This is a genomic window from Chitinophaga sp. YR627 (genome assembly GCF_900114995.1).
In the GTDB taxonomy this organism is placed as follows: Bacteria; Bacteroidota; Bacteroidia; order Chitinophagales; family Chitinophagaceae; genus Chitinophaga.
Map to the genome: position 1 here is coordinate 139220 of NZ_FOUX01000006.1, position 20132 is coordinate 159351.

19 protein-coding genes are annotated in these 20132 nt (G+C 44.0%); 15 read left to right on the forward strand and 4 right to left on the reverse strand.

Annotated elements, in window-relative coordinates; translation table 11 throughout:
* Window positions 1-557: 557 nt before the first annotated feature.
* Entirely contained in the window at window positions 558-1715 is a 1158-nt protein-coding gene (locus tag BMZ72_RS29870; protein WP_089814065.1) for a homogentisate 1,2-dioxygenase, read from the forward strand.
* A 155-nt stretch (window positions 1716-1870) separates the two neighbouring features.
* Here the strand turns inward: BMZ72_RS29870 and BMZ72_RS29875 are convergent, their stop codons facing one another.
* The gene (locus BMZ72_RS29875) at window positions 1871-2092 is read right to left on the reverse strand and encodes a hypothetical protein (protein ID WP_089814067.1); all 222 of its coding nucleotides are present in this window, start codon (window positions 2090-2092) and stop codon (window positions 1871-1873) included.
* Between the two features lie 122 nt (window positions 2093-2214).
* On the opposite strand from BMZ72_RS29875, the gene BMZ72_RS29880 reads away from it, so the two are divergent.
* Together BMZ72_RS29880 and BMZ72_RS29885 are read left to right on the forward strand one after the other, a co-directional pair.
* On the forward strand, window positions 2215-3207 hold the full coding sequence (locus tag BMZ72_RS29880) for an aldo/keto reductase (protein WP_089814070.1): 993 nt from the start codon (window positions 2215-2217) through the stop codon (window positions 3205-3207).
* 196 nt (window positions 3208-3403) lie between these two features.
* Entirely contained in the window at window positions 3404-4186 is a 783-nt protein-coding gene (locus tag BMZ72_RS29885) for a fatty acid desaturase family protein (protein WP_089814936.1), read from the forward strand.
* Between the two features lie 3 nt (window positions 4187-4189).
* Here the strand turns inward: BMZ72_RS29885 and BMZ72_RS29890 are convergent, their stop codons facing one another.
* Window positions 4190-5338, reverse strand: a complete 1149-nt coding sequence (locus BMZ72_RS29890; RefSeq protein WP_089814072.1) for an FAD-dependent oxidoreductase — start codon at window positions 5336-5338, stop codon at window positions 4190-4192.
* A gap of 25 nt (window positions 5339-5363) precedes the next feature.
* Window positions 5364-5960: a TetR/AcrR family transcriptional regulator gene (locus BMZ72_RS29895; RefSeq protein WP_089814074.1), complete on the reverse strand. Its 597-nt coding sequence runs from the start codon at window positions 5958-5960 to the stop codon at window positions 5364-5366.
* A gap of 402 nt (window positions 5961-6362) precedes the next feature.
* Here BMZ72_RS29895 and BMZ72_RS29900 point away from each other — a divergent pair, with 402 nt between their 5' ends.
* The 11 genes from BMZ72_RS29900 (at window position 6363) to BMZ72_RS29965 (ending at window position 18830) form a co-directional block, all read left to right on the forward strand.
* Complete coding sequence (locus BMZ72_RS29900) at window positions 6363-6899, forward strand: TlpA family protein disulfide reductase (protein ID WP_255373331.1); 537 nt, start codon at window positions 6363-6365, stop codon at window positions 6897-6899.
* 386 nt (window positions 6900-7285) lie between these two features.
* A complete protein-coding gene (gene hppD, locus BMZ72_RS29905; protein WP_089814078.1) occupies window positions 7286-8422 on the forward strand; it encodes a 4-hydroxyphenylpyruvate dioxygenase in 1137 nt (378 codons plus the stop codon).
* A gap of 653 nt (window positions 8423-9075) precedes the next feature.
* The gene (locus BMZ72_RS29915) at window positions 9076-9834 is read left to right on the forward strand and encodes a L,D-transpeptidase family protein (RefSeq protein WP_089814082.1); all 759 of its coding nucleotides are present in this window, start codon (window positions 9076-9078) and stop codon (window positions 9832-9834) included.
* A gap of 159 nt (window positions 9835-9993) precedes the next feature.
* Entirely contained in the window at window positions 9994-10569 is a 576-nt protein-coding gene (locus BMZ72_RS29920) for a gluconate 2-dehydrogenase subunit 3 family protein (protein ID WP_089814085.1), read from the forward strand.
* A gap of 52 nt (window positions 10570-10621) precedes the next feature.
* Window positions 10622-12319 carry a GMC oxidoreductase gene (locus BMZ72_RS29925; protein ID WP_089814087.1) on the forward strand — a complete coding sequence of 566 codons (1698 nt, stop codon included), beginning with the start codon at window positions 10622-10624 and terminating at the stop codon, window positions 12317-12319.
* A 78-nt stretch (window positions 12320-12397) separates the two neighbouring features.
* Entirely contained in the window at window positions 12398-14095 is a 1698-nt protein-coding gene (locus BMZ72_RS29930) for a GMC oxidoreductase (protein ID WP_089814089.1), read from the forward strand.
* A 73-nt stretch (window positions 14096-14168) separates the two neighbouring features.
* On the forward strand, window positions 14169-14354 hold the full coding sequence (locus BMZ72_RS29935; RefSeq protein ID WP_143087818.1) for a hypothetical protein: 186 nt from the start codon (window positions 14169-14171) through the stop codon (window positions 14352-14354).
* A gap of 241 nt (window positions 14355-14595) precedes the next feature.
* Window positions 14596-16020 (forward strand): hypothetical protein, encoded by a 1425-nt coding sequence (locus tag BMZ72_RS29940; protein WP_255373332.1) that lies wholly within the window; start codon window positions 14596-14598, stop codon window positions 16018-16020.
* 751 nt (window positions 16021-16771) lie between these two features.
* Entirely contained in the window at window positions 16772-17173 is a 402-nt protein-coding gene (locus BMZ72_RS29950; RefSeq protein WP_089814096.1) for a hypothetical protein, read from the forward strand.
* A gap of 450 nt (window positions 17174-17623) precedes the next feature.
* Window positions 17624-18211 carry a hypothetical protein gene (locus tag BMZ72_RS29960; protein ID WP_089814099.1) on the forward strand — a complete coding sequence of 196 codons (588 nt, stop codon included), beginning with the start codon at window positions 17624-17626 and terminating at the stop codon, window positions 18209-18211.
* Between the two features lie 109 nt (window positions 18212-18320).
* Complete coding sequence (locus tag BMZ72_RS29965; RefSeq protein ID WP_089814101.1) at window positions 18321-18830, forward strand: DUF6843 domain-containing protein; 510 nt, start codon at window positions 18321-18323, stop codon at window positions 18828-18830.
* Between the two features lie 33 nt (window positions 18831-18863).
* Here the strand turns inward: BMZ72_RS29965 and BMZ72_RS29970 are convergent, their stop codons facing one another.
* Window positions 18864-19448: a DUF1990 family protein gene (locus BMZ72_RS29970; RefSeq protein WP_089814103.1), complete on the reverse strand. Its 585-nt coding sequence runs from the start codon at window positions 19446-19448 to the stop codon at window positions 18864-18866.
* Window positions 19449-19759: 311 nt separating this feature from the next.
* On the opposite strand from BMZ72_RS29970, the gene BMZ72_RS29975 reads away from it, so the two are divergent.
* Window positions 19760-20104, forward strand: a complete 345-nt coding sequence (locus BMZ72_RS29975; protein ID WP_143087819.1) for a hypothetical protein — start codon at window positions 19760-19762, stop codon at window positions 20102-20104.
* Window positions 20105-20132: the final 28 nt, after the last annotated feature.

Below are 20132 nucleotides of genomic sequence, written 5' to 3' on the forward strand. Positions count from 1 at the left end.
AAAAGTCTGGAATTAGTTTTGGATTAACAAATGAATTGTCAAAGTTTTGAAATTATTTAAAATTAGGCGGGGTAATTTGAGAAAAATTTCGGGTAACGGGCGGAACAGGACAATAATATTGGTTTTCAATAGGCACGCACTGTTGTCCGGGTGCATGGATAAGGGCCAGCAGGGCTTTCAGACGAACAAGCACAAAAGAAGCGACGGCTTAGTGGTGGACTTGATCCATCATTCGTGTGTCAAACCCCTATTATTGCTATATTTGTCTTAACCACGTTGGACATGCCTTATTTCCGCAATTTCACATATTATATAGATAAGCGCCGCTGGAAGTACTGCTTCCTGCTGGAGGGAATCGTTAGCCGGTAGGACTTTCCCGGACTTTTACCGTCCTGCATACCTGTCAGCACCAGGGTATGTACCTGTCTCCTTATTTTACAGTTTGCATCTCCGTAGCTGACAGAAAACAAGTCGCCAAAACATCTTATTGTCACAAAATTGTCATTCAATATTCCACGGTCTGTTACCCCGGGTAACGGACTGAAAAACCATCCATCATGCCGCATTATCATAAACTAGGGAACATTCCTCATAAACGTCATACGCAATTCCGTAAGCCAGACGGCACATTGTATTCTGAACAGTTATTTTCAACGGAAGGCTTTTCTTCCAACTCCACCTTGCTCTATCATTGTCATCCGCCCACCGAAATTATCAAAGTGGATGAGCCTTATAGTGTCGCTCCCCGTGTAGCGGAAGAGAAGATGCTGAAGCACCGTAGTTTTCAGGGATTCAATATCAAGCCGGAAGCCGATTATCTGAAAAGCAGAAAACCAGTGCTGGTGAATAGTGACTGTCATATTTCCCTGGCTGCGCCCACACAAAGCATGACTGATTACTTTTACAAGAATGCAGATGCGGATGAACTGATCTTCGTACATGAAGGGGCTGGTGTATTGCATACGCAATACGGACAGCTGCCATTTGGTTATGGAGATTATCTGCAGGTACCAAGAGGGACTATTTACCAGATAAAATTCACCAGTACAGATAACAGGCTGTTCATCGTAGAATCCTTCAGTCCGATTCGTTATCCAAAACGTTATCTCAGCCAGTATGGACAATTGCTGGAGCACGCCCCTTATTGTGAGCGTGATATTCGCCAGCCACAAAATCTGGAAACAATTGATGAAGCAGGTGATTTCCTGATCCGCATCAAAAAGAAAGGTATCATGTATCCGATCCATTATGCACATCATCCTTTTGATGTGGTAGGATGGGATGGCTGCGAATATCCTTTCGCGTTTTCTATTCATGACTTTGAACCTATCACCGGTCGCATACACCAGCCACCTCCGGTGCATCAGACATTCGAAGGACATAATTTTGTGGTGTGCTCTTTCTGTCCGCGTTTGTTTGATTACCATCCGCAGGCGATCCCCGCGCCATATAATCATAGCAACATTGATAGTGATGAAGTGCTGTATTATGTGGATGGTGATTTTATGAGCCGTAAACATGTGACCAGAGGTATGATCACATTGCATCCCGGAGGTATTCCTCATGGTCCGCATCCAGGTGCTGTAGAAAAGAGTATAGGTGCGAAGGAAACAAAAGAACTGGCAGTGATGGTAGATACTTTCCATCCGCTGCAGATCACTCAGGAAGCACTGGAGATAGAAGATGAGCGTTATACGATGAGTTGGGCGGAGTAGGATTGTAATGCAGTGAAGATCGTTGCAGACGATCTTTTTAAGATAAAATACCAAATACGGGGCGCTTCAGCTATTGAGGCTCCCCGTATTTTATTGATATCGGATGTTATCTGGCATAATGTTATTGCCACCGATTCTTAATTCGTAACAGCGTCTCATTCTTCCGTATTCACACTGATCTCATCTCCACCATCTTCAGGTCGTTTCCCCTTATCTTTTGCATACTCTTCCGGCGTTTGTAAAGTATTGTTTTCGTCCGGCTGTAAATAGATGGCGTCATCGTCTTCTTTCCTGCCATCCTTTGAAATATGTCCATGAGGATGGTCTTTATCGCTGTGTTTGTCGCTGGATGCTTGTCCCTGTTTGATATTTGTCATATACTTGTTTTTAAAAAGTGGCACTAAATCTGTGCCATGGGGTCGATTACTATCTTAATTCGTAGTAAAGGGGGCTCGGCAGGATAGGGTAATTTTAATATAAACAGAAAATCAGAATAAATATGGAATACAGGCAATTAGGAGAAAGTGATCTGAAGGTATCTGCCATTACATTCGGCGCATGGGCGATTGGTGGTTGGATGTGGGGAGGTACTGAGGCAAATGATGCTGTAAGAGCAATCCACGCCTCTATAGACGAGGGTGTGACATCAATCGATACGGCTCCGATCTATGGACAGGGATTGAGTGAAGAGCTGACCGGTGAAGCATTGAAAGGACTGGACAGAACGAAGGTGCAGATCCTGACGAAGTTCGGTATGCGCTGGGATCTGGCGAAGGGTTCACTCGCTTTCAACAGTAAGGATAATGCAGGTAATCCGATCGATATTTACAAATACGCAGGTAAGGAAAGTGTGATGGAGGAATGTGAGAATAGTCTGAAGAGACTGGGTACAGATTACATTGATCTCTTACAGATTCACTGGCCGGATGTAACAACACCTATCGATGAAACATTTGAAGCCGTTTTGCGTTTAAAGGAGCAGGGAAAGATCCGCGAGGCTGGTGTGTGCAACTATAATGTAGCACAGATGAAGGAAGCAGATGCGGTGCTTAAACTCGCTTCGAATCAGGTGCCTTTCAGCATGGTGGAAAGAACGATAGAGAATGAGCTGGTGCCTTATTGTATTGAAAACAAAAAAGCGATCCTGGCGTATAGTCCGTTACAGCGGGGACTGCTCTCCGGTAAGATAAAACCGGGGCATCATTTTGGGGAAGGTGATACCCGTGCGGGCTCTAAATTTTATCAGACAGATAACCTGAACCGTATCAACGCTTTCCTGGATCAGATCAAACCCATGGCGGAAAGCAAAAGCGTATCACTGGCGCAGCTGGTTATCCGCTGGACAATTGAACGTCCTGGCATTACAGTTGCACTGGTAGGTGCACGTAACGCAGAACAGGCCATCCAGAATGCCAGAGCAATCAATGTGAAACTGAGTGCTGAAGAGATCAAATTTATCAATGACAGATTATACCAGCTCCAACTGGTATAGAAAATAAATAACTGTTACAGGTCAATTGAACAGTGAAGAAAAAGAGGGCCGTCCACGATAGGTGTGACGGCCCTTCTTCGTATGAGAAGGTCTGGCTTCACATGAAATGGTTGCTTTTTTCGCAGAACTGACTTTTATCATATGCCTGTTTCATATGATCTGTACTTTTGAGTTACCTATACAAAACTCCTTCCACATGACACATGCAGAAATCGTTAAACAGGTAGCATGGAAAGATCTCAAAGATCTCTCAATAAGAGAAATGCTGATTGAAAATAATCTCACCTTACCCTGGTTATTTTCTTCCTGGTTACTGGCTTATTTCGGCTATTACGCACTGGCGTTGCCGTGTTCAGCTTTCTTCTTTCTGACGGGATTACGACAGGTACATAATGGTTTTCACAACTCACTTGGCACGAATAAGTTCCTGACCTGGTTTACGCTCTTCTCCAATAGTGTGCTGATGATGGCTTCTATTCATGCGGTTAAGTTCAATCATATCAGGCATCATAAGTATTGTTTGTCAGAAGAGGATTACGAAGGTAAGTCCGCCGGTATGAGCTGGTACGGCGCTATCCTGTATGGCCCTGTGCATATGTTTCTCATCCATAAGGTAACCTTACAGCTTGGCAACAAAAAATACGTAAGAAATGTGATCGCCGAGTTAGCCGCAATAGCAGCGTTTGCTTTTTTCGTTTTTTATTTTAACATCGCGTTCCTGATGTATCATGTGATCGTGATGGTCTTCGGAGAATTCCTGATGGCCTTCTTCGCCGTATGGACGGTGCACCATGATACCGACGAGCATCCTGAACTAGCCAGGACACAACGTGGTGGCTGGAAGAATAAGATCACGTTCAGCATGTTCTATCATCTGGAACATCATCTGTTTCCGGCGGTACCGACTATCAAATTACCTGAACTGGCTAAACGGATTGACGAGGTATTACCTGAGCTGGAGAAGAAAAATACTTTTTAAACATCAGCTGACGATCTGCATGAGGAATGGAATCGCTTCCGGTGAGTGAAGAGCGTTAGTAGAGTCCATCGTCATCTGTGCAGTAGCGGATGCTCGTTCACGCATTGCCTGTTCATATGCGGCGATCGCGCTGTGGGTATCAGGATAATTTTCACTGGTCAGACAAAGTCCCAGTTCCAATGCATCCAGCATGGCCATGTTAACGCCTTCTCCTGCATAAGGTGGCATCAGGTGTGCCGCGTCTCCCAGCATCGTCAGGTTGGGTAATGCTTCCCATGTCTGATCAAAAGGCATACAGTACAAAGGTCTTGGTATAAAAGGACCTGTTGCATTTTCAAACAGTTCTTCCCATATCGGACTCCAGCCGGTGAAGCTTGCTTTGAACCAGGAAAGTACCTGTGCTTTGTCTGCGAAGTCGATACCAGATTCCTGTGTCCAGTTTTCCGTTGTTTTGCAGCTGGGGTAAAAGACAAGACTACCATCTCCTTTAGAGCTTACGATCAGCGTTTTTTCATCACCCATACTGAAGATCTTGCCGCCATTCAGTAATGCATGTATCCGCGGACTGTTCTTTTCGGAATTATATACAGCACCTTCAACGGCGGTTACACCGGAATAGAAAGGGCGTATTGGCGTGATATAGGGGCGTATTTTTGAGTTAGCACCATCCGCAGCAATAACGATATCTGCATAAGCGGTTTTACCGTCTTTAAAGTGCAATTGCCAGCCTTCATTGAAGGGGGTAAGGGAACTGAACTGACAATCCCATACAACAGTATCCGGATGCAGGGATTCCAGCAATATTTTCTTTAACGGTCCACGGTCTATTTCGGGGCGGTAGGCTTCTACAGGTCCTTCTTCGTTGTGATTATCTTCCAGTAGAATAGTACCGTGTTGATCGATGATACGCATGTTGTCGGCACCCGGACGAAAGTTAGCTTTAAAAGCGTCCATCAGACCTGCTTCTTCCAATGCCCTGAGACCAGATTCATGGTGCAGGTCGAGTGTAGCGCCCTGTGCTCTGGCGTCTTTGTTTATGTCTCGTTCATATACGGTAACGTCTGCGTTACGCATCTGTAAGATTCTCGCGAGGGTAAGGCCACCCGGGCCACCGCCGACGATAGCAATTTTTTTGTTTTTAATGTTGTTCATACGAAGTGGTTTGAATGCTATTTGTTTATTTCAGCAAACCTTTTATCACTGCTTCGCAGCAATCTGCCAGTACTTTATCAGTGATCACTTGTTTAGGCCGCTGTGTATGTTCGAAGTATTCATTGATGAGATCGAAGAGTGGCGCAAATAATAATGCCCTGTGTGCCTCCATGGGGAGTTTTATGATCGTACCTTCCTTCACATGAAACGAGAGGAAGCTGTGAACAGGGGCAAAGAAGTCGCCTTGCCTGATGCCTCTTTCCTGGTAGGCTTTATTGAGCAGGGGAGAGGATTTACCATACTGCATCAGCGCATAGTAATGTTTATTTTCTTTAAAGTAGCGGAAAGCATTGGCCCATAGTCTTTTTACGCCTTCTGCGAAAGGCATTTCCGGATCGAATTTTTCCAGAACGGCTTTTTCATAGGACCCGATCACTTCATCAATAAACAGTTTGATGAGAAAGTCTTCTTTATTCTCATACTTAATGTAGATAGTACGAGGAGATACATTCGCCGCCTTTGCCAGCTTTTGCATACTCAGATTTTCCAGTCCTTCCTCTGCAATGATCTGTAACGCTATAGAGCGGATCGCTTCTTCTTTTTCGAGGTTCTTTGGTCTCATGACAATGTCTTTTATCCTTCTGACAGTACAAAAGTAAGTAAACGTTTGTTTACTTACTAATTTATTTTATCGGAGAGAAAAAGAACGGTCACTATAAATAGTATTTTTGGGATACGATAGTTTTCTCTTAGTCAGACTATATTTACCCTCCCTTTGTCCTGCGTCGGAAAGGATAGATAGAACGTTTCAGAATTATGATCAAAGACTTATACAGCTGGTTGTCATCTGAAAGCATATTGTGCTCATTGTATATGTTATGCTACCTGTGTTAACCGTATTTTCCGCAGAAATGAACAGCTGCGGACAGGTTACCTCTGAAAATTCGTAATTTTACTGTCTAAACACGACTGATCTATGGGCTGGAAACGTTTATTTTCTTTATCAAATTTAAGTACGGCTGCTATGACCGTATTCCTGGTGCTGATGCTGGTAAATCCATCGGTGAAGGCGGCTGTTATGCAGGGTTTGATGAAGGTCGGACTGTTCCAGCCGGGCGTACCCGAAGAAGTGGCGCCGGACAGTAAAATGGCGCCGGATATGGCTTTCGCAGATGGAGAGGGGAAGACGTTTACATTGTCATCACTAAAAGGGAAAGTAGTGTTCCTGAATTTCTGGGCTACCTGGTGCCCGCCGTGCCGTGCGGAGATGCCATCGATCAATTCATTATACAAACAGTATAAGGCGGATAAAAATGTGGTCTTCCTGACCGTAGATACAGACGGCAACTACAAAAAGGCAAAACGATTCATCGATAAGCAACAGTATGAACTGCCCGTATATGTGGCAGATAGCCGGATACCTGAAGAACTATTGGGCAAATCTATTCCCACTACCCTTATCATCAACAAAAAAGGGCAGATCGTATACCGGCAGGAAGGGGCTGCTGATTATGGTAACGACAGGTTTATTGACTATTTCGGAAAGTATATCCGGAAGTAAGCAAAACGATTTATCAGTCCTTGTTTCCCCTGAATATTTATTTGGATTTCATATTCTGAAATACTAATATTGCATTAGCAACTAATTTATGCTTCACCTGCATACATACCATAAGATTTCCGATCAGCGTCACAGAAAGTACTATTTTCTGATGGCTACGCTGGCAATGGATTCCGCTCGCTCCTGAGCGCAGGTATGATACTGCCTTTACGGGCGTTTCTATTTTTATTTTCCAGTTTACTTTATTCGTTTTTCCGCGCCCATTTTAGTGGTTCTACCTGTCATTTCTGCAATGCGATGAAGCATTGTTTTATCATACTATAACGTATAGTCAAAAACCATCGACTCATACACCAAAACTTTCTGTTTTCTAAAACCAATCCATCATGCATACAACTACAGATGCTGCCGTTTCGGCCATCCCTGCTAATGCGCAGGACTTTTTACCATTAAATGGTACAGATTACGTTGAATTTTATGTGGGTAATGCCAAACAGGCTGCTCATTATTATAAAACCGCATTTGGCTTCCAGTCACTGGCTTATGCCGGTCCGGAAACAGGTGTGAAAGATCGTGCTTCCTATGTACTGGTACAGAATAAACTGCGTTTTGTACTGACCACACCACTGAATCCTGAGAACGAGATCGCACAGCATATCCTGGAACACGGAGATGGTGTAAAAGTACTGGCGCTGTGGGTGGATGATGCACGTGCTGCATTCGAAGAAACCGTTAAAAGAGGTGCAAAGCCATACCTGGAGCCTGTTACGGAAGAAGATGAATTTGGTTCCATCGTACGCAGCGGTATTCACATCTATGGCGATACGGTACACCTGTTCATCGAACGTAAGAACTATAACGGCCCCTTCCTGCCAGGTTATAAAGCATGGAATCCGGCTTATCAGCCAACCGAAACCGGTCTGCAATATGTAGATCATTGCGTGGGTAACGTGGGTTGGAATGAAATGAATACCTGGGTAGATTTCTACGAGCAGGTGATGGGCTTCCGCAATCTGCTGTCCTTTGACGATAAAGACATCTCTACCGAATATTCTGCACTGATGAGTAAGGTAATGAGCAATGGCAATGGCCGTGTGAAATTCCCGATCAACGAACCGGCAGAAGGTAAAAAGAAATCCCAGATCGAAGAATACCTGGATTTCTATCGTGGTGCGGGTGTACAACACGTTGCGATCGCTACTAACAATATCATCCAGACAGTGACCGATCTGCAGAACAGAGGGGTTGAGTTCCTGAAAGTACCAGAATCCTACTATGCCACATTGCTGGATAGGGTAGGACAGATCGATGAGGACCTGCTGCCGCTGAAGGAACTGGGTATCCTGGTTGACCGCGATGATGAAGGATATCTGTTGCAGATCTTTACGAAACCTGTACAGGACCGTCCGACTGTATTCTTTGAGATCATCCAGCGTAAGGGTGCTAAATCTTTCGGTAAAGGTAATTTCAAAGCCCTGTTTGAATCCATAGAGAGAGAACAGGCGCTGAGAGGCAACCTGTAAAATAAATCAGCTCACATCCGGAATGCCTGTTGAGCGCATTCCGGATGTAGTATCCCTTTTATTTTAGTGTTAATGAGTTATTTCAATTGAAGCCATTGTTTGTTATGCCTGTTTCCTGCTGAAATTGTTATTTTCAATAACCGGACGTCTATAACGATGTTAACCTTCTGTTCGCCCTGCTATACCTGTTGCTGCGGCAAAGAAAAAGCTGCTTTTTACTACGAATCAGCTCTTGCGCAGAACTTCTGACCAGCCTGCGGAACAATACACTTTCACCCTTCCGAATAGCAGAACCTGTCAGCGACACTTTTCCGTCTCTCCTTATTTGGTCCTTTCATGGTATTGGAAATGTTCAGGAATTTAAAATAATTTGCATAAGAGATCGTTTACTTATGAGAGTACAAACTTTGTTCGGAGTATTATTTTTGCTGGGAGGAATTTTTCAGATGATAACAGCTGTATTGATCTACCAGGGCCAGCGCCACTATATTTTGCGCTTCGCCAACCGGAAGGTAGGGATGATCATTTACGCGCTTTTTTCCCTGTTATTGCTCTTTCTTGCATATTGGACTTTCAACATGCAACCGGTACAAAATGCTCCGGGAAGGTAGATTTCTGAAAATGTGAACTTGTAAAATTGTGTTAAAATATCTATGAAGCAGGTCGTTTTAGCAGTTTTAATGCTGCTGGGAATGGGAAAAGTGCAGGCCCAGCAGATGCAGCAGTCATTTCTGGATAACCAGAAGATGTTTCCGAAAGTAGGAACTGCCTACAGAGATAAGGAAGAGCAACTTAAAGAGGAGTTCCAGAAAAAGGGGCTGACCTATCCGGCGAAGTATATCTTCATACGTTCCTTTAAGCTGGATAGTGAACTGGAGATCTGGGTGAAGAATAAGGCTTCCGATACTTTCCGTCTGTTTAAATCCTACCGCGTCTGTACCCTGTCAGGTAAAATGGGGCCAAAACGTAAGGAAGGGGATAGACAGGTACCGGAAGGGTTTTACTATATCAATGATTTTAACCCGAATAGCAGCTATCACCTGTCGCTGGGTCTCAACTACCCAAACTTTGCGGATAAGATCCTCAGCGACCCTAAAAAGCCAGGTGGCGAGATCTATATCCACGGTAGCTGTCTGACCATCGGTTGTATACCGCTGACAGACGATATTATCGAGGAAGTGTATGTAATGGCGGTGAACGCAAAGAATTCGGGCCAGGATTTTATTCCTGTACACGTATTCCCGGTGAAGTTTGGCAATATACGCTCCATGGAGTACCTGGGTAATTTCACCCTGAAAGACAATTCTTCCGAAAAATTCTGGGTGGACCTGAAATATGCCTACGATTATTTCGAGGCCCATCACAAGCTGCCGGTTGTACTGGTAGATGAAAAAGGAAAGTATATTATGTAGTTTTCTCAACAAAATGGATAGAAAGGGCGTTCACCGAAGAGGCGGACGCCCTTTCGTTTTCTTACATTTTAGGATTTTAACCTTCCATTTAATTATTTTTTTATGAAAAGTCATTTTTTTTTCGAAACTTAGGGCGAAAGGTCAAATCAATTTACTATTATGAATAGAAGAGAAGCCATCCGGAACGTTGCCCTTTTGCTGGGTAGCGCAATTTCCGCGTCCACGTTATCAGCCCTTGAGGGCTGTAACCCGAAAGGCCCTGATAATTATGCACTACAGGCGCCTGAGACCAAGAGTTTTTTGGCCGAAATAGCAGAGACGATCATCCCGGAAACAAGTACGCCAGGGGCTAAAGCCGCTAAGGTGGATGAGTTTATTGTTGTGATGCTGAATGATTGCTATAAGCCGGAAGACCAGAAAGTTGTCCTGGAAGGGCTGAAGAAGATCGATGATGCTAGTCAGAAACAATTTAAGAAATCGTTTGTAGACCTGTCTGCGGAAGAGAAAACGACTGTGCTGACGGCAATTGATAAGGAGCGTGTTGACTACAATAAACGTGATAACAAGAAGGAAGGCGATCCTACCCATTATTTCCAGATCCTGAAAGAACTGACCCTGACCGGTTATTTCACCTCAGAACCGGGCGCAACCAAAGCACTGCGTTACATACCGGTACCTGGTAAATACGAAGGCTGCATCCCTTATACCAAAGGGGAGAAAGCATGGGCGGTATAAGTACGCCGGCGTGTAGGAAGAATTATAGTCTCAACAACAAAACAAGAATTCCATGAATTTGAATACGAAAGCTCAGGAGCAGAATACCTACGATGCGATTGTGGTAGGCTCCGGTGTTAGCGGTGGATGGGCTGCAAAAGAACTCACCGAAAAAGGTCTCAAAGTTTTAATGCTGGATAGGGGAAAGAAACTTGAACACGTTAAGGATTACGAAACTGCAACAAAAGATCCCTGGGAATTTAAGCATCGTGGCCGTATAACAGTAGATCAGCGTGAAACGCATCCTAAACTGAGCCGCGATTATCCATATAGTGAACACAACGAAAAATACTGGATCAACGACTCTCAGAGTCCATATAATGAAGTAAAGCGTTTTGACTGGTATCGTCCTGATATCGTGGGTGGTAAATCCATTATGTGGGGCCGTCAGTCCTATCGCTGGAGTGACCTTGATTTTGAAGCCAACCTGAAAGATGGTATCGCTGTTGACTGGCCGATCCGTTACAAGGACCTGGCGCCCTGGTATGACTATGTAGAGAAATTTGCAGGTATCAGTGGTGCGGCAGAAGGATTGCCACAATTGCCGGATGGCCAGTTCATGCCCGCTATGGAAATGAACTGTGTGGAGAAAGACCTGAAATCAAAAGTTGAAAAAGCATTCCCGGATCGCAGGATCACCATGGGACGTGTAGCCAATATCACCAAGCCATTACCTGGCCGTACACAGTGTCAGTTCCGTAACCTGTGTAGCCGTGGTTGTCCGTTTGGCGCTTACTTCAGCACGCAGTCTTCCACACTGCCGGCTGCAATGGCGACAGGCAATCTGACCCTCAGACCGGACAGCATCGTTAACTCAGTGATCTATGACGAAAAACTGGGTAAGGCGACAGGTGTAAAGGTGATTGACAAGCATACCAAGCAGATGACCGAATACTATGCGAAAGTGATCTTCGTAAACGGCTCTACACTGGGTACCACCTTCGTACTGATGAACTCCATTTCCAACCGTTTCCAGAATGGTCTGGGTAATGATAGTGGCGTACTGGGTAAATACCTGATGGACCATCACTTCCGTACAGGTGCTTCCGGTCGTGCAGAAGGTTTTGATGATAAATACTTCTTCGGCCGCCGTGCAAACGGTATCTATATCCCGCGTTACAGAAACATCGGTAGCGACAAACGTGATTATCTCCGTGGTTTCGGTTACCAGGGTGGCGCAAGCCGTGGCAGCTGGGCGCGTGGTATCGCAGAAATGGGTGTAGGTAAAGATTTTAAAGATATGCTGTCTGAACCAGGTAGCTGGAGCATGGGACTGGGTGGTTTCGGTGAATGTCTGCCTTATGAAGATAATAAGGTGACACTGGATACTTCCGTGAAGGATGACTGGGGACAACCAGTACTGAAGTTCGACGCTGAATTCAAAGAGAACGAAATGAAGATGCGTAAGGATATGATGAACGATGCTGCAGAAATGCTGGAAGCATCCGGATTCAAAGATATCAGAACTTACGACAATGGTTCATATCCAGGTATGGCGATCCATGAAATGGGTACTGCCCGTATGGGACGTGATCCTAAGACTTCTATCCTCAATAGCTGGAACCAGATGCATGCTGTGAAGAACGTATTCGTGACCGATGGTGCGTCTATGACTTCCGCAGCTTGCGTAAACCCGTCACTGACCTACATGGCGATGACGGCAAGAGCGGTAGATTATGCTGTGAAGGAAATGAAGAAAGGAAATATTTAATCAGACATAGATCAGGGAATTGAGGGACCGCTAATAACAGATTGGCGGTCTGTCATTCCCTGATTTAATTTTTATACTATGCATCTCAACATTAGAGCGGAGAAAGAAAACACCTATGATGCCATTGTAGTTGGTTCGGGCATCAGTGGTGGCTGGGCAGCCAAAGAGTTAAGCGAAAAAGGGCTGAAAACCCTGGTATTAGAGCGTGGTCGTAACGTAGAGCATATCAAGGATTATACGACGGCTATGAAAGCGCCGTGGGAGTTCCCGCACCGTTTATCAGGCACACTTGAACAAAAGGAAAACTATCCGATCCAGAGTCAGTGTTATGCCTTTGATGAATCTTCCCAGCAATACTGGGTCAATGACAAAGAAAATCCATACAATCAGGTAAAGCCATTCAACTGGCTGCGCGGATATCATGTAGGCGGCCGTTCGCTGATGTGGGGCCGACAGGTATACCGTTGGAGCGATATTGACTTCGGAGCCAATGCAAAAGATGGTTTCGGTGTTGACTGGCCTATCCGCTATAAAGATATTGAGTCCTGGTATGATTACGTGGAAACGTATATCGGTATCAGCGGTCAGGCAGAAGGACTGCCGCAATTGCCGGATGGTAAATTCATGAAGGCAATGGAAATGAACTGCCTGGAAAAACATGTGGCAGCAAGGATCAGGGAACGTTACGAAGATCGTATCATGACGATCGGTCGTGTGGCACACGTGACAGAGAAACACCATGACAGGGGACCTTGTCAGTACCGTAATCTTTGTCACCGCGGATGTCCTTTTACAGGTTACTTCAGCAGTAACGGCGTTACCCTGCCGGCAGCTGCAAAGACTGGCAATATGACCCTCCGTCCTGATTCTATTGTACTGGAAGTGATCTATGATGATCAGAAGGGCAAGGCAACCGGTGTGAAGATCCTCGATGCGCACACCATGCAGACGGTTGAATACTATGCAGATATTATCTTCCTGAATGCCTCTACTTTAGGTACTGCTTCTATTCTCCTGAACTCTGTCTCCAGCCGTTTCCCCAATGGTTTTGGTAATGACAGCGAACAGGTAGGGCATAACCTGATGGACCACCATTATGGCGTTGGCGCCGGTGGAGAGTTTGATGGTTTCCAGGACCAGTATTATAGTAGCGGACGCAGACCTAACGGTATCTATATCCCGCGTTTCCGTAACATCAATACAGCCACCACACAAAAAGACTATGTACGTGGCTTTGGTTACCAGGGCGGCGCAGAACGCGGTCGTGGTGTATCATTTGACGGAGTGGGTGCATCCCTGAAAGAATCGTTGTCAGAACCAGGTAACTGGAGCTTTGGAATCGGTTCATGGGGTGAGCATTTACCTTATTATGAGAATAAAGTAACCCTGAATAAGGATAAGAAAGATAAGTACGGTCTGCCGACACTGGATATTGACTGCGAGTTCAAAGAGAACGAGCTGGCGATGCGTAAGGATATGGCAGCCAGTGCGAAGGAAATGCTGGAAGCGGCCGGTCTGAAAAATGTCGGTACGTATGACAGCATGCCGCCTCCGGGACATTGTATCCATGAAATGGGTACGGCCCGTATGGGACGTGATCCGAAGACTTCCGTACTGAACGGATGGAACCAGGTACATGCCGCTAAGAACGTATTTATTACGGATGGCGCATGTATGACCTCTTCCGCCTGTCAGAACCCTTCTATTACCTACATGGCGCTGACGGCAAGAGCCTGCGACTATGCGGTGAAGGAACTGAAGAAAGGAAATTTGTAGTTTGTTGAGATTGAAATATAAAGCCTGCCGGACGTATTCTGGCGGGCTTTTTTTCATTATACATGGACGATATGTGAAGAAGAACAGGAAGCGCGCAGTTGCCTTTTTATTACAGGCGACAGAAAGAAATTATGCAGACGCCTGGTATGATCTGGCTATTTGTTATGAGAAAGGCGCCGGCATAGAGAAGGACAAAGAAACAGGCATTTGCATGTTATCTGCATGCCGCTATAGCAGGCAATGCGCAGGCGATTTATGAAGTAGGTCGTTGCTATTATTATGGAACACGGGTTGAGAAAGACTGGGATCTTGCACAGATCTGGTTATACCAGGCGGAAGAAAAAGGCGTGCATTGATTTTTGTATTGAAAACATACTTACCTTTAAGTGATACGGCAAATGTAGCATCTCCTGCTACATGGCTTTTGTAAAAGTTGACCGTACTATACCTGTTTGTTTGCCCATCGTGTTTGTTAACTTATCAAAATCAGCTTAGACTTTATGACTAGTGGATTTGTTGTAGGTATGCTTGTAGTGAGCCTGCATAGCCTTGTTCCAGTTAACCATGCGGATACGATGAACGTATCCGCAGACAGTCGCGTACAAAAGCGGCAGCAATTATCAGGTAGATACCTGTCCGTTGTTAAAAAGAAAACAGCTCGTATGGCCCGGCTGGTCAACAGGCGGACAAACAAAGTGCTTGACCGCTTATTAAAACAGGAGCGGAGAATGAAAGCCCGTTTACACAGGATGGATAGCGTAGCTGCGGATAACATCTTTACAGATGCGATGAGTGAGCTGGAAAGACGCAAGACAGGAGAGATGCGGAAGGCCTCAAATGCTTCCTGTGAGATCGACGTTTATCTGGACAGTCTTCAGGGTATCCTGCGGTTCCTGCGGGAGGAAACCGCATTACCAGGATTTGACAGGAAGCAATTACCGGCAGTAAGCGCCAGTGTCGCTTCTCTGGAAGTGCAGCTGCAACACGCCGGCCAGGTAAGGGCATATATCCGGATGCATAAGCAGCTGCTGCAACAACGGCTGGTGAAGTATGCCGGTTTCTCTAAAGACCTGCAGCAGATCAGTAAAACCGCTTATTACTACACGCAGCAGCTGAATGAGTATAAGACATTATCAAAAGACAAAAAGAAGGCCGAAAGAAAGGCCCTGGCGGTGCTGCGTACGATACCTGCGTTTAGTGATTTTCTGCAGAAGCATACGGAGATAGCCGCGTTTTTTAATCAGACAGCAGCTAATGCCAACCTTGAAGGATTACAAACCCGTTCGCAGGTAGCGCAGTTCATACAGCAAAGGCTAGGCAATGATCCTGCCGGCAGACAGGTAGTGGCACAACAGCTGGAAGAGGCCAGGGGGCAGTTGAATGAACTGAAAGAGAAAATCCCGGACCTTGATAATACAGCAGATATGCCTGATTTCAGACCCGATCCGATGAAGACGAAAAGCCTGTTACAGCGATTGGAAATAGGAGGTAATATACAGTTTCAGCGGTCGGGTAATTACTATCCTGCCATGTCTGATATTGCGGGACAGATAGGGTACCGGTTTCATAGAAACGGTACGATAGGTATTGGCGTTGCTTATAAATTGGGATTGGGGGAGGGATGGAATGCTATTAAGATCAGCCATCAGGGCGTCGGGGTGAGGGCATATGTGGATTGGAAGCTGAAAGGGATTTTTTTTGTCAATGGAGGTTTTGAAGAGAATCATGTATCAGTAGCCCGGCATACGGACAGGTTTAATAATTGGTCCGGGTGGCAGGAGAGCGCCTTATTGGGAATGAGCATGAAATATAAGGTAAACACGAAATTAAAAGGAAATATTGCCTTATTGTACGATGTGCTGGCAATCCGTAATACGCCATCGGGTAGTTCGCTGAAATTGCGATTCGGGTATCATTTCCGGTGATAGAAAATAAATGTATTTTTAGCGTATCATTTGTTCGTAAGCGTAACAACGAGTAATCGCTATACCCGAAAGAAACATTCGTTTTTCAAACCATTTACAATTGAATAGTTAATTCATCGTCATGATAACTGCTGTACAGAAGCCAGTTTTAGTTGCCATATATGCTATTGCCGCAATAATGGCCTATCCTATTTTATTATACATGTTACAGGACATTGAGACAATGCAGGATGTCTTTCCATTACTGCCGGAGCATGCATTTATACAGGTCTTTCTAAGCGGACCTGTCTTGATAGGGGTAGGTGGGGTGTTGCGTTTCAGGCTTCAGCAAAGGCGCGCGGGATGGGTTTGTATATTGATAGGGCTTTCGTGGATAGGGGCGATATTCGTTGAATTGATTACAAAGAATTAGGCATCACAGGTATGATATGTTTATCAAGCCGATTGATGATCAGCAACAAAAAGTTGAAAATACCATGACAGCCATATTTTGTCAAAATGTTTCAGCAAGAGGTCGGAATGGTATTTTCAAATATTAAAAATTGTAAAGTCCATACATGCTGCCTGATCAATTTGAAGTGATGAACGATGCGGAATTCTTTGGGAATAATATGCCTGATACAGGACCTGAATTTGTTCCGCCCCGTCTGGGGCATTAAAAGCGTTCGTCGGAAAAGCCAGGGTACGGCGGCTGGACTCCCTCATTACTATCTTGGGAATAGATTAACATATCACAAGCATTTCCTTTAACATGAAGAAAGTATTTACTGTATTATTAATTATCCTCTCAGGAGCACCTGTTTTTCTGGAAATATATTTTCCTGAGCTGCAGACGCTTCAGGCCATTTTATATGCCATAGGCGCAGGTGTGCTGCTTTACCAGTACTGGACAAGGATCACGAAAAAGAACTACCAGTACATCGAAGGCCCTAAAGAGATCGCATTTGCGGTACTCAAGGTGTTCGCTTTTTACGCCTGCATCTGGCGCGGCTTTTTGTATTCTCCTGACTGGCTGAAGTATCCGCTCTTTTTACTTATTCCGTGGTCTTGCTACTGGATACTGGGTGTGTGCTGGCCGTTTGTACTGATCAGGTTTAGGAGGAAGATGTCTTTGTCCACAGAAGAATATAGCGAAGTAAAAGCTGCTCAGTAAGGAATAGCATGATAAGACCTATTTAATCAATAATAAATACAATGGAAGAATCAAAACGGAAGAAGCTTAGAATTGGAGCAATATTTTCTTTGTGTGTCGTCCCTGTAATAGGTTTGAAGTATTTATTGATAAACCGGTTCGGACTACTTGACCGATATCACAATGCAAATGCAGTAATTACTTACTTTGTGCTATTCCCACTCTTTTTTGCAGGCTTGTATTACTCATCAGGGGTATTGGTAGATACTTACCGGGAAAAAAGGAAATGGGGCGCCATATGTACTGACTTTAATGTGATGATGTCTATGCCGACATTATTATTTTTTTTGTATCTGATGGCATGTTTATTTGGTGCTTAAGTGTGAGCTCAGTTTAAATAATGATAGCATTAGTCTTTCAGGAGGCTATTAATTACCAGATTTTTTTTACAGAAACGCCTTTTTGCCCAATATGATTAAATGGATTTTACTACTTCAAAGCTTATTTGCATTAAATGATGAACCATGCTCCCGGCATTGGAATGCGTTGACAGTTTTTGATATTATTTTTCAACAGAAGAATAATAAGAACGTAGTCTCTCTATACTCGGATCTTTTAGTGTTTAATAATGGTATAAATGAGCTTCCGGAACATGTCGTAAAGGGAAGGTGTGCACTTCTGGATAAAATACGGATGACACATTTTCAAACGCTTGCGAAAGCCTTTGTCATTGAGATGAAAATATCAACTGATCCCATTAAGGACCGTGCGTTGGTATTGGATGTAACAGACAGTTGCAACATTTGCCTGTACGTATATGAAAAGTTTTTTCATACCTGGAAAATGCAGAAAGTAATTAGGAATATTTCTGGACTATCATACGGAAATGCATTTGCTGATATACGGGTTGATGAAAGCCTGGGCGTCAATTTAAAAGCTTTTACCATAACTGAATTCAGAGATGGCGAAGCATGCTGGTCCAGGTATATACCATTTGCGACATTGAATAATGACTGCTGGGTTGCGGAGCTATTAAATCAACACTATCAGTCTAATTAAGCCGGAAAATTATTGCAGGTGATGCGATGACCGCCTCTGGGTAATAGGATTCGATAAGGAGTGCCTTTGCAAGCGTAAATCAAGGCGACGAAACATATATTATTCAACAATGAAACGAACAGATAACAACAAATTGGGACAGAGGAAAAGAAAAATAGGCATTGTACAGTTTGTATTGTTTTTATGCCTGTCTGCTTTTGTAGCATGTGATAGGGGTGAAGAAGAGATATACATCCTGCCTAAGAATTATACCGGAGCGGTTTATATAATACTTAACCAAAAGACAGGAACGCCACCCAGATATGAAAGAGGAAAAAGAGTTTACGAAATTCCATCAAACGGAATATTGAAAACTCAATTTGGTTTTAATAAAGGGTGGATCGGTATACCGCAATATTTTTATGCCGATGGCCCGAACAGGATACCTGTGTTTTACCAGTTAGAAAACAAGGATATTAAAAAAGATACATTGCAGGCATGTTGTAGCCGGGCTGGTACAAGTTATAAGGATACAAAAGAAGCCGTTGACTATGAACTTTTTTTTATCGGCACTAAACAGCAAATTGATAGTGCTCGTGACGTTGAAGATAGCGTAAATGTCAGTAAATATGGAGAGTAATACTCTTTACATAGCGGGGCTTATATCGTTTCTCTAATTGCTTCCATTTTCCTTTTCAATATGTCTCTTTACATGCGCCAGTGCGCTCTTTGTACAAAACGTCTGATAAGGGATAGAGAATACCGGACCAAGTATACGGGCTAATAGATTACCGGGAGCTGAATAGGTGTGAATTTTGAAGGTCAGTTGCTGATGCTCCCCCTGTTCTACCGTAAATGTAGAAATGCCTTTCTCGACATGGCCATTCAGGGTCTCATAACTAAATCCTTTTTTATCCTGTTGATCTATTATTTCATTCACCCTTACACCAAAAATTATTTTCTGAGAAAATGACTTTACAGGAGGGAGGTAGACCTGTTGAACAATGGTATCACCCACCTGCATCCTTCTGTTCTCCTCCTTCCATTGCGCGTAGTGATGCATAATATTATCCGGAAAGATATTGTAGTCAAACAGCGTGTTTAAATTGACGTCTGCAAGGTGCTTATGCATATCTAATGCGATAACACTTATTTTCTCCGTCAGCTGTTCTTTGATATAAGGCATTACCCTTTCCCCTTTTAAAAAGCGAAGGTATTGCGGGAAGTTTTTTTGCTGATCTGTTAAATATAATTTCATTTCAAATAGGTCTGTAATGTAGTGCTGATTGTCCTTCAGAATAAATAGTAAACGGAACGCTTAATGGTATGTAAAAATACAGTGTATTACAGGTTGTCTGCTATTTTTTGTGCAGCTGATATAAAAAGTATGCGTCGGAGTGTTATGGAAAAATACCACAGGTGCATCTTTTAATGGAGATAAAAAATATGAAAGCAATTCTTCTCACAATATTTTGTTTCATTTCTTTGCGGCGCATTTGCGCCCAAACCATTCCGGCTACCGGTGATACCAGTATAATAGGCTGTTATTTTGATCCTATAAGATTCGATGTGCAGTACAGCAATGCCGCAATATGGTTTCCTGATAGTCTTAACGATGGCAGTATAGACAAGCTGATGGTGAAAATCTTTATTAATAAAGCCGCGAAGATCGATAGTTTTACGGTCATAAAAGTGCTTATCGGGCAGGAAAAAAAAACGATCGATTATCTGGGTAAACTACCTGAAGATGAACAAACCCGCAGGTGCTATCCTTTTGTTCGCGAGTTCCTGAAGAAGAAGTTGCTGATAAAAAAACTGTCCGAACCGACTGAACAATACACCATAATGATACTCCCCATCAGGTTTGTATATCCGCCTCACCAGAAGAAATCCCGTCAGCCTGACAATAAATAATACTATTTTCCCCCATCCCCCCATAATA

Excerpts from the sequence above, each read along its gene's own strand:
- BMZ72_RS29915 (WP_089814082.1), top strand. The coding sequence starts at position 9,076 with ATGAAGCAGGTCGTTTTAGCAGTTTTAATGCTGCTGGGAATGGGAAAA.
- BMZ72_RS29880 (WP_089814070.1), top strand. The coding sequence starts at position 2,215 with ATGGAATACAGGCAATTAGGAGAAAGTGATCTGAAGGTATCTGCCATT.
- BMZ72_RS29960 (WP_089814099.1), top strand. The coding sequence starts at position 17,624 with ATGATTAAATGGATTTTACTACTTCAAAGCTTATTTGCATTAAATGAT.
- BMZ72_RS29875 (WP_089814067.1), bottom strand. The coding sequence starts at position 2,092 with ATGACAAATATCAAACAGGGACAAGCATCCAGCGACAAACACAGCGAT.
- BMZ72_RS29950 (WP_089814096.1), top strand. The coding sequence starts at position 16,772 with ATGAAGAAAGTATTTACTGTATTATTAATTATCCTCTCAGGAGCACCT.
- BMZ72_RS29885 (WP_089814936.1), top strand. The coding sequence starts at position 3,404 with ATGACACATGCAGAAATCGTTAAACAGGTAGCATGGAAAGATCTCAAA.
- BMZ72_RS29930 (WP_089814089.1), top strand. The coding sequence starts at position 12,398 with ATGCATCTCAACATTAGAGCGGAGAAAGAAAACACCTATGATGCCATT.
- BMZ72_RS29965 (WP_089814101.1), top strand. The coding sequence starts at position 18,321 with ATGAAACGAACAGATAACAACAAATTGGGACAGAGGAAAAGAAAAATA.
- BMZ72_RS29890 (WP_089814072.1), bottom strand. The coding sequence starts at position 5,338 with ATGAACAACATTAAAAACAAAAAAATTGCTATCGTCGGCGGTGGCCCG.
- BMZ72_RS29895 (WP_089814074.1), bottom strand. The coding sequence starts at position 5,960 with ATGAGACCAAAGAACCTCGAAAAAGAAGAAGCGATCCGCTCTATAGCG.
- hppD (WP_089814078.1), top strand. The coding sequence starts at position 7,286 with ATGCATACAACTACAGATGCTGCCGTTTCGGCCATCCCTGCTAATGCG.
- BMZ72_RS29900 (WP_255373331.1), top strand. The coding sequence starts at position 6,363 with ATGACCGTATTCCTGGTGCTGATGCTGGTAAATCCATCGGTGAAGGCG.
- BMZ72_RS29920 (WP_089814085.1), top strand. The coding sequence starts at position 9,994 with ATGAATAGAAGAGAAGCCATCCGGAACGTTGCCCTTTTGCTGGGTAGC.
- BMZ72_RS29870 (WP_089814065.1), top strand. The coding sequence starts at position 558 with ATGCCGCATTATCATAAACTAGGGAACATTCCTCATAAACGTCATACG.
- BMZ72_RS29970 (WP_089814103.1), bottom strand. The coding sequence starts at position 19,448 with ATGAAATTATATTTAACAGATCAGCAAAAAAACTTCCCGCAATACCTT.
- BMZ72_RS29925 (WP_089814087.1), top strand. The coding sequence starts at position 10,622 with ATGAATTTGAATACGAAAGCTCAGGAGCAGAATACCTACGATGCGATT.
- BMZ72_RS29940 (WP_255373332.1), top strand. The coding sequence starts at position 14,596 with ATGACTAGTGGATTTGTTGTAGGTATGCTTGTAGTGAGCCTGCATAGC.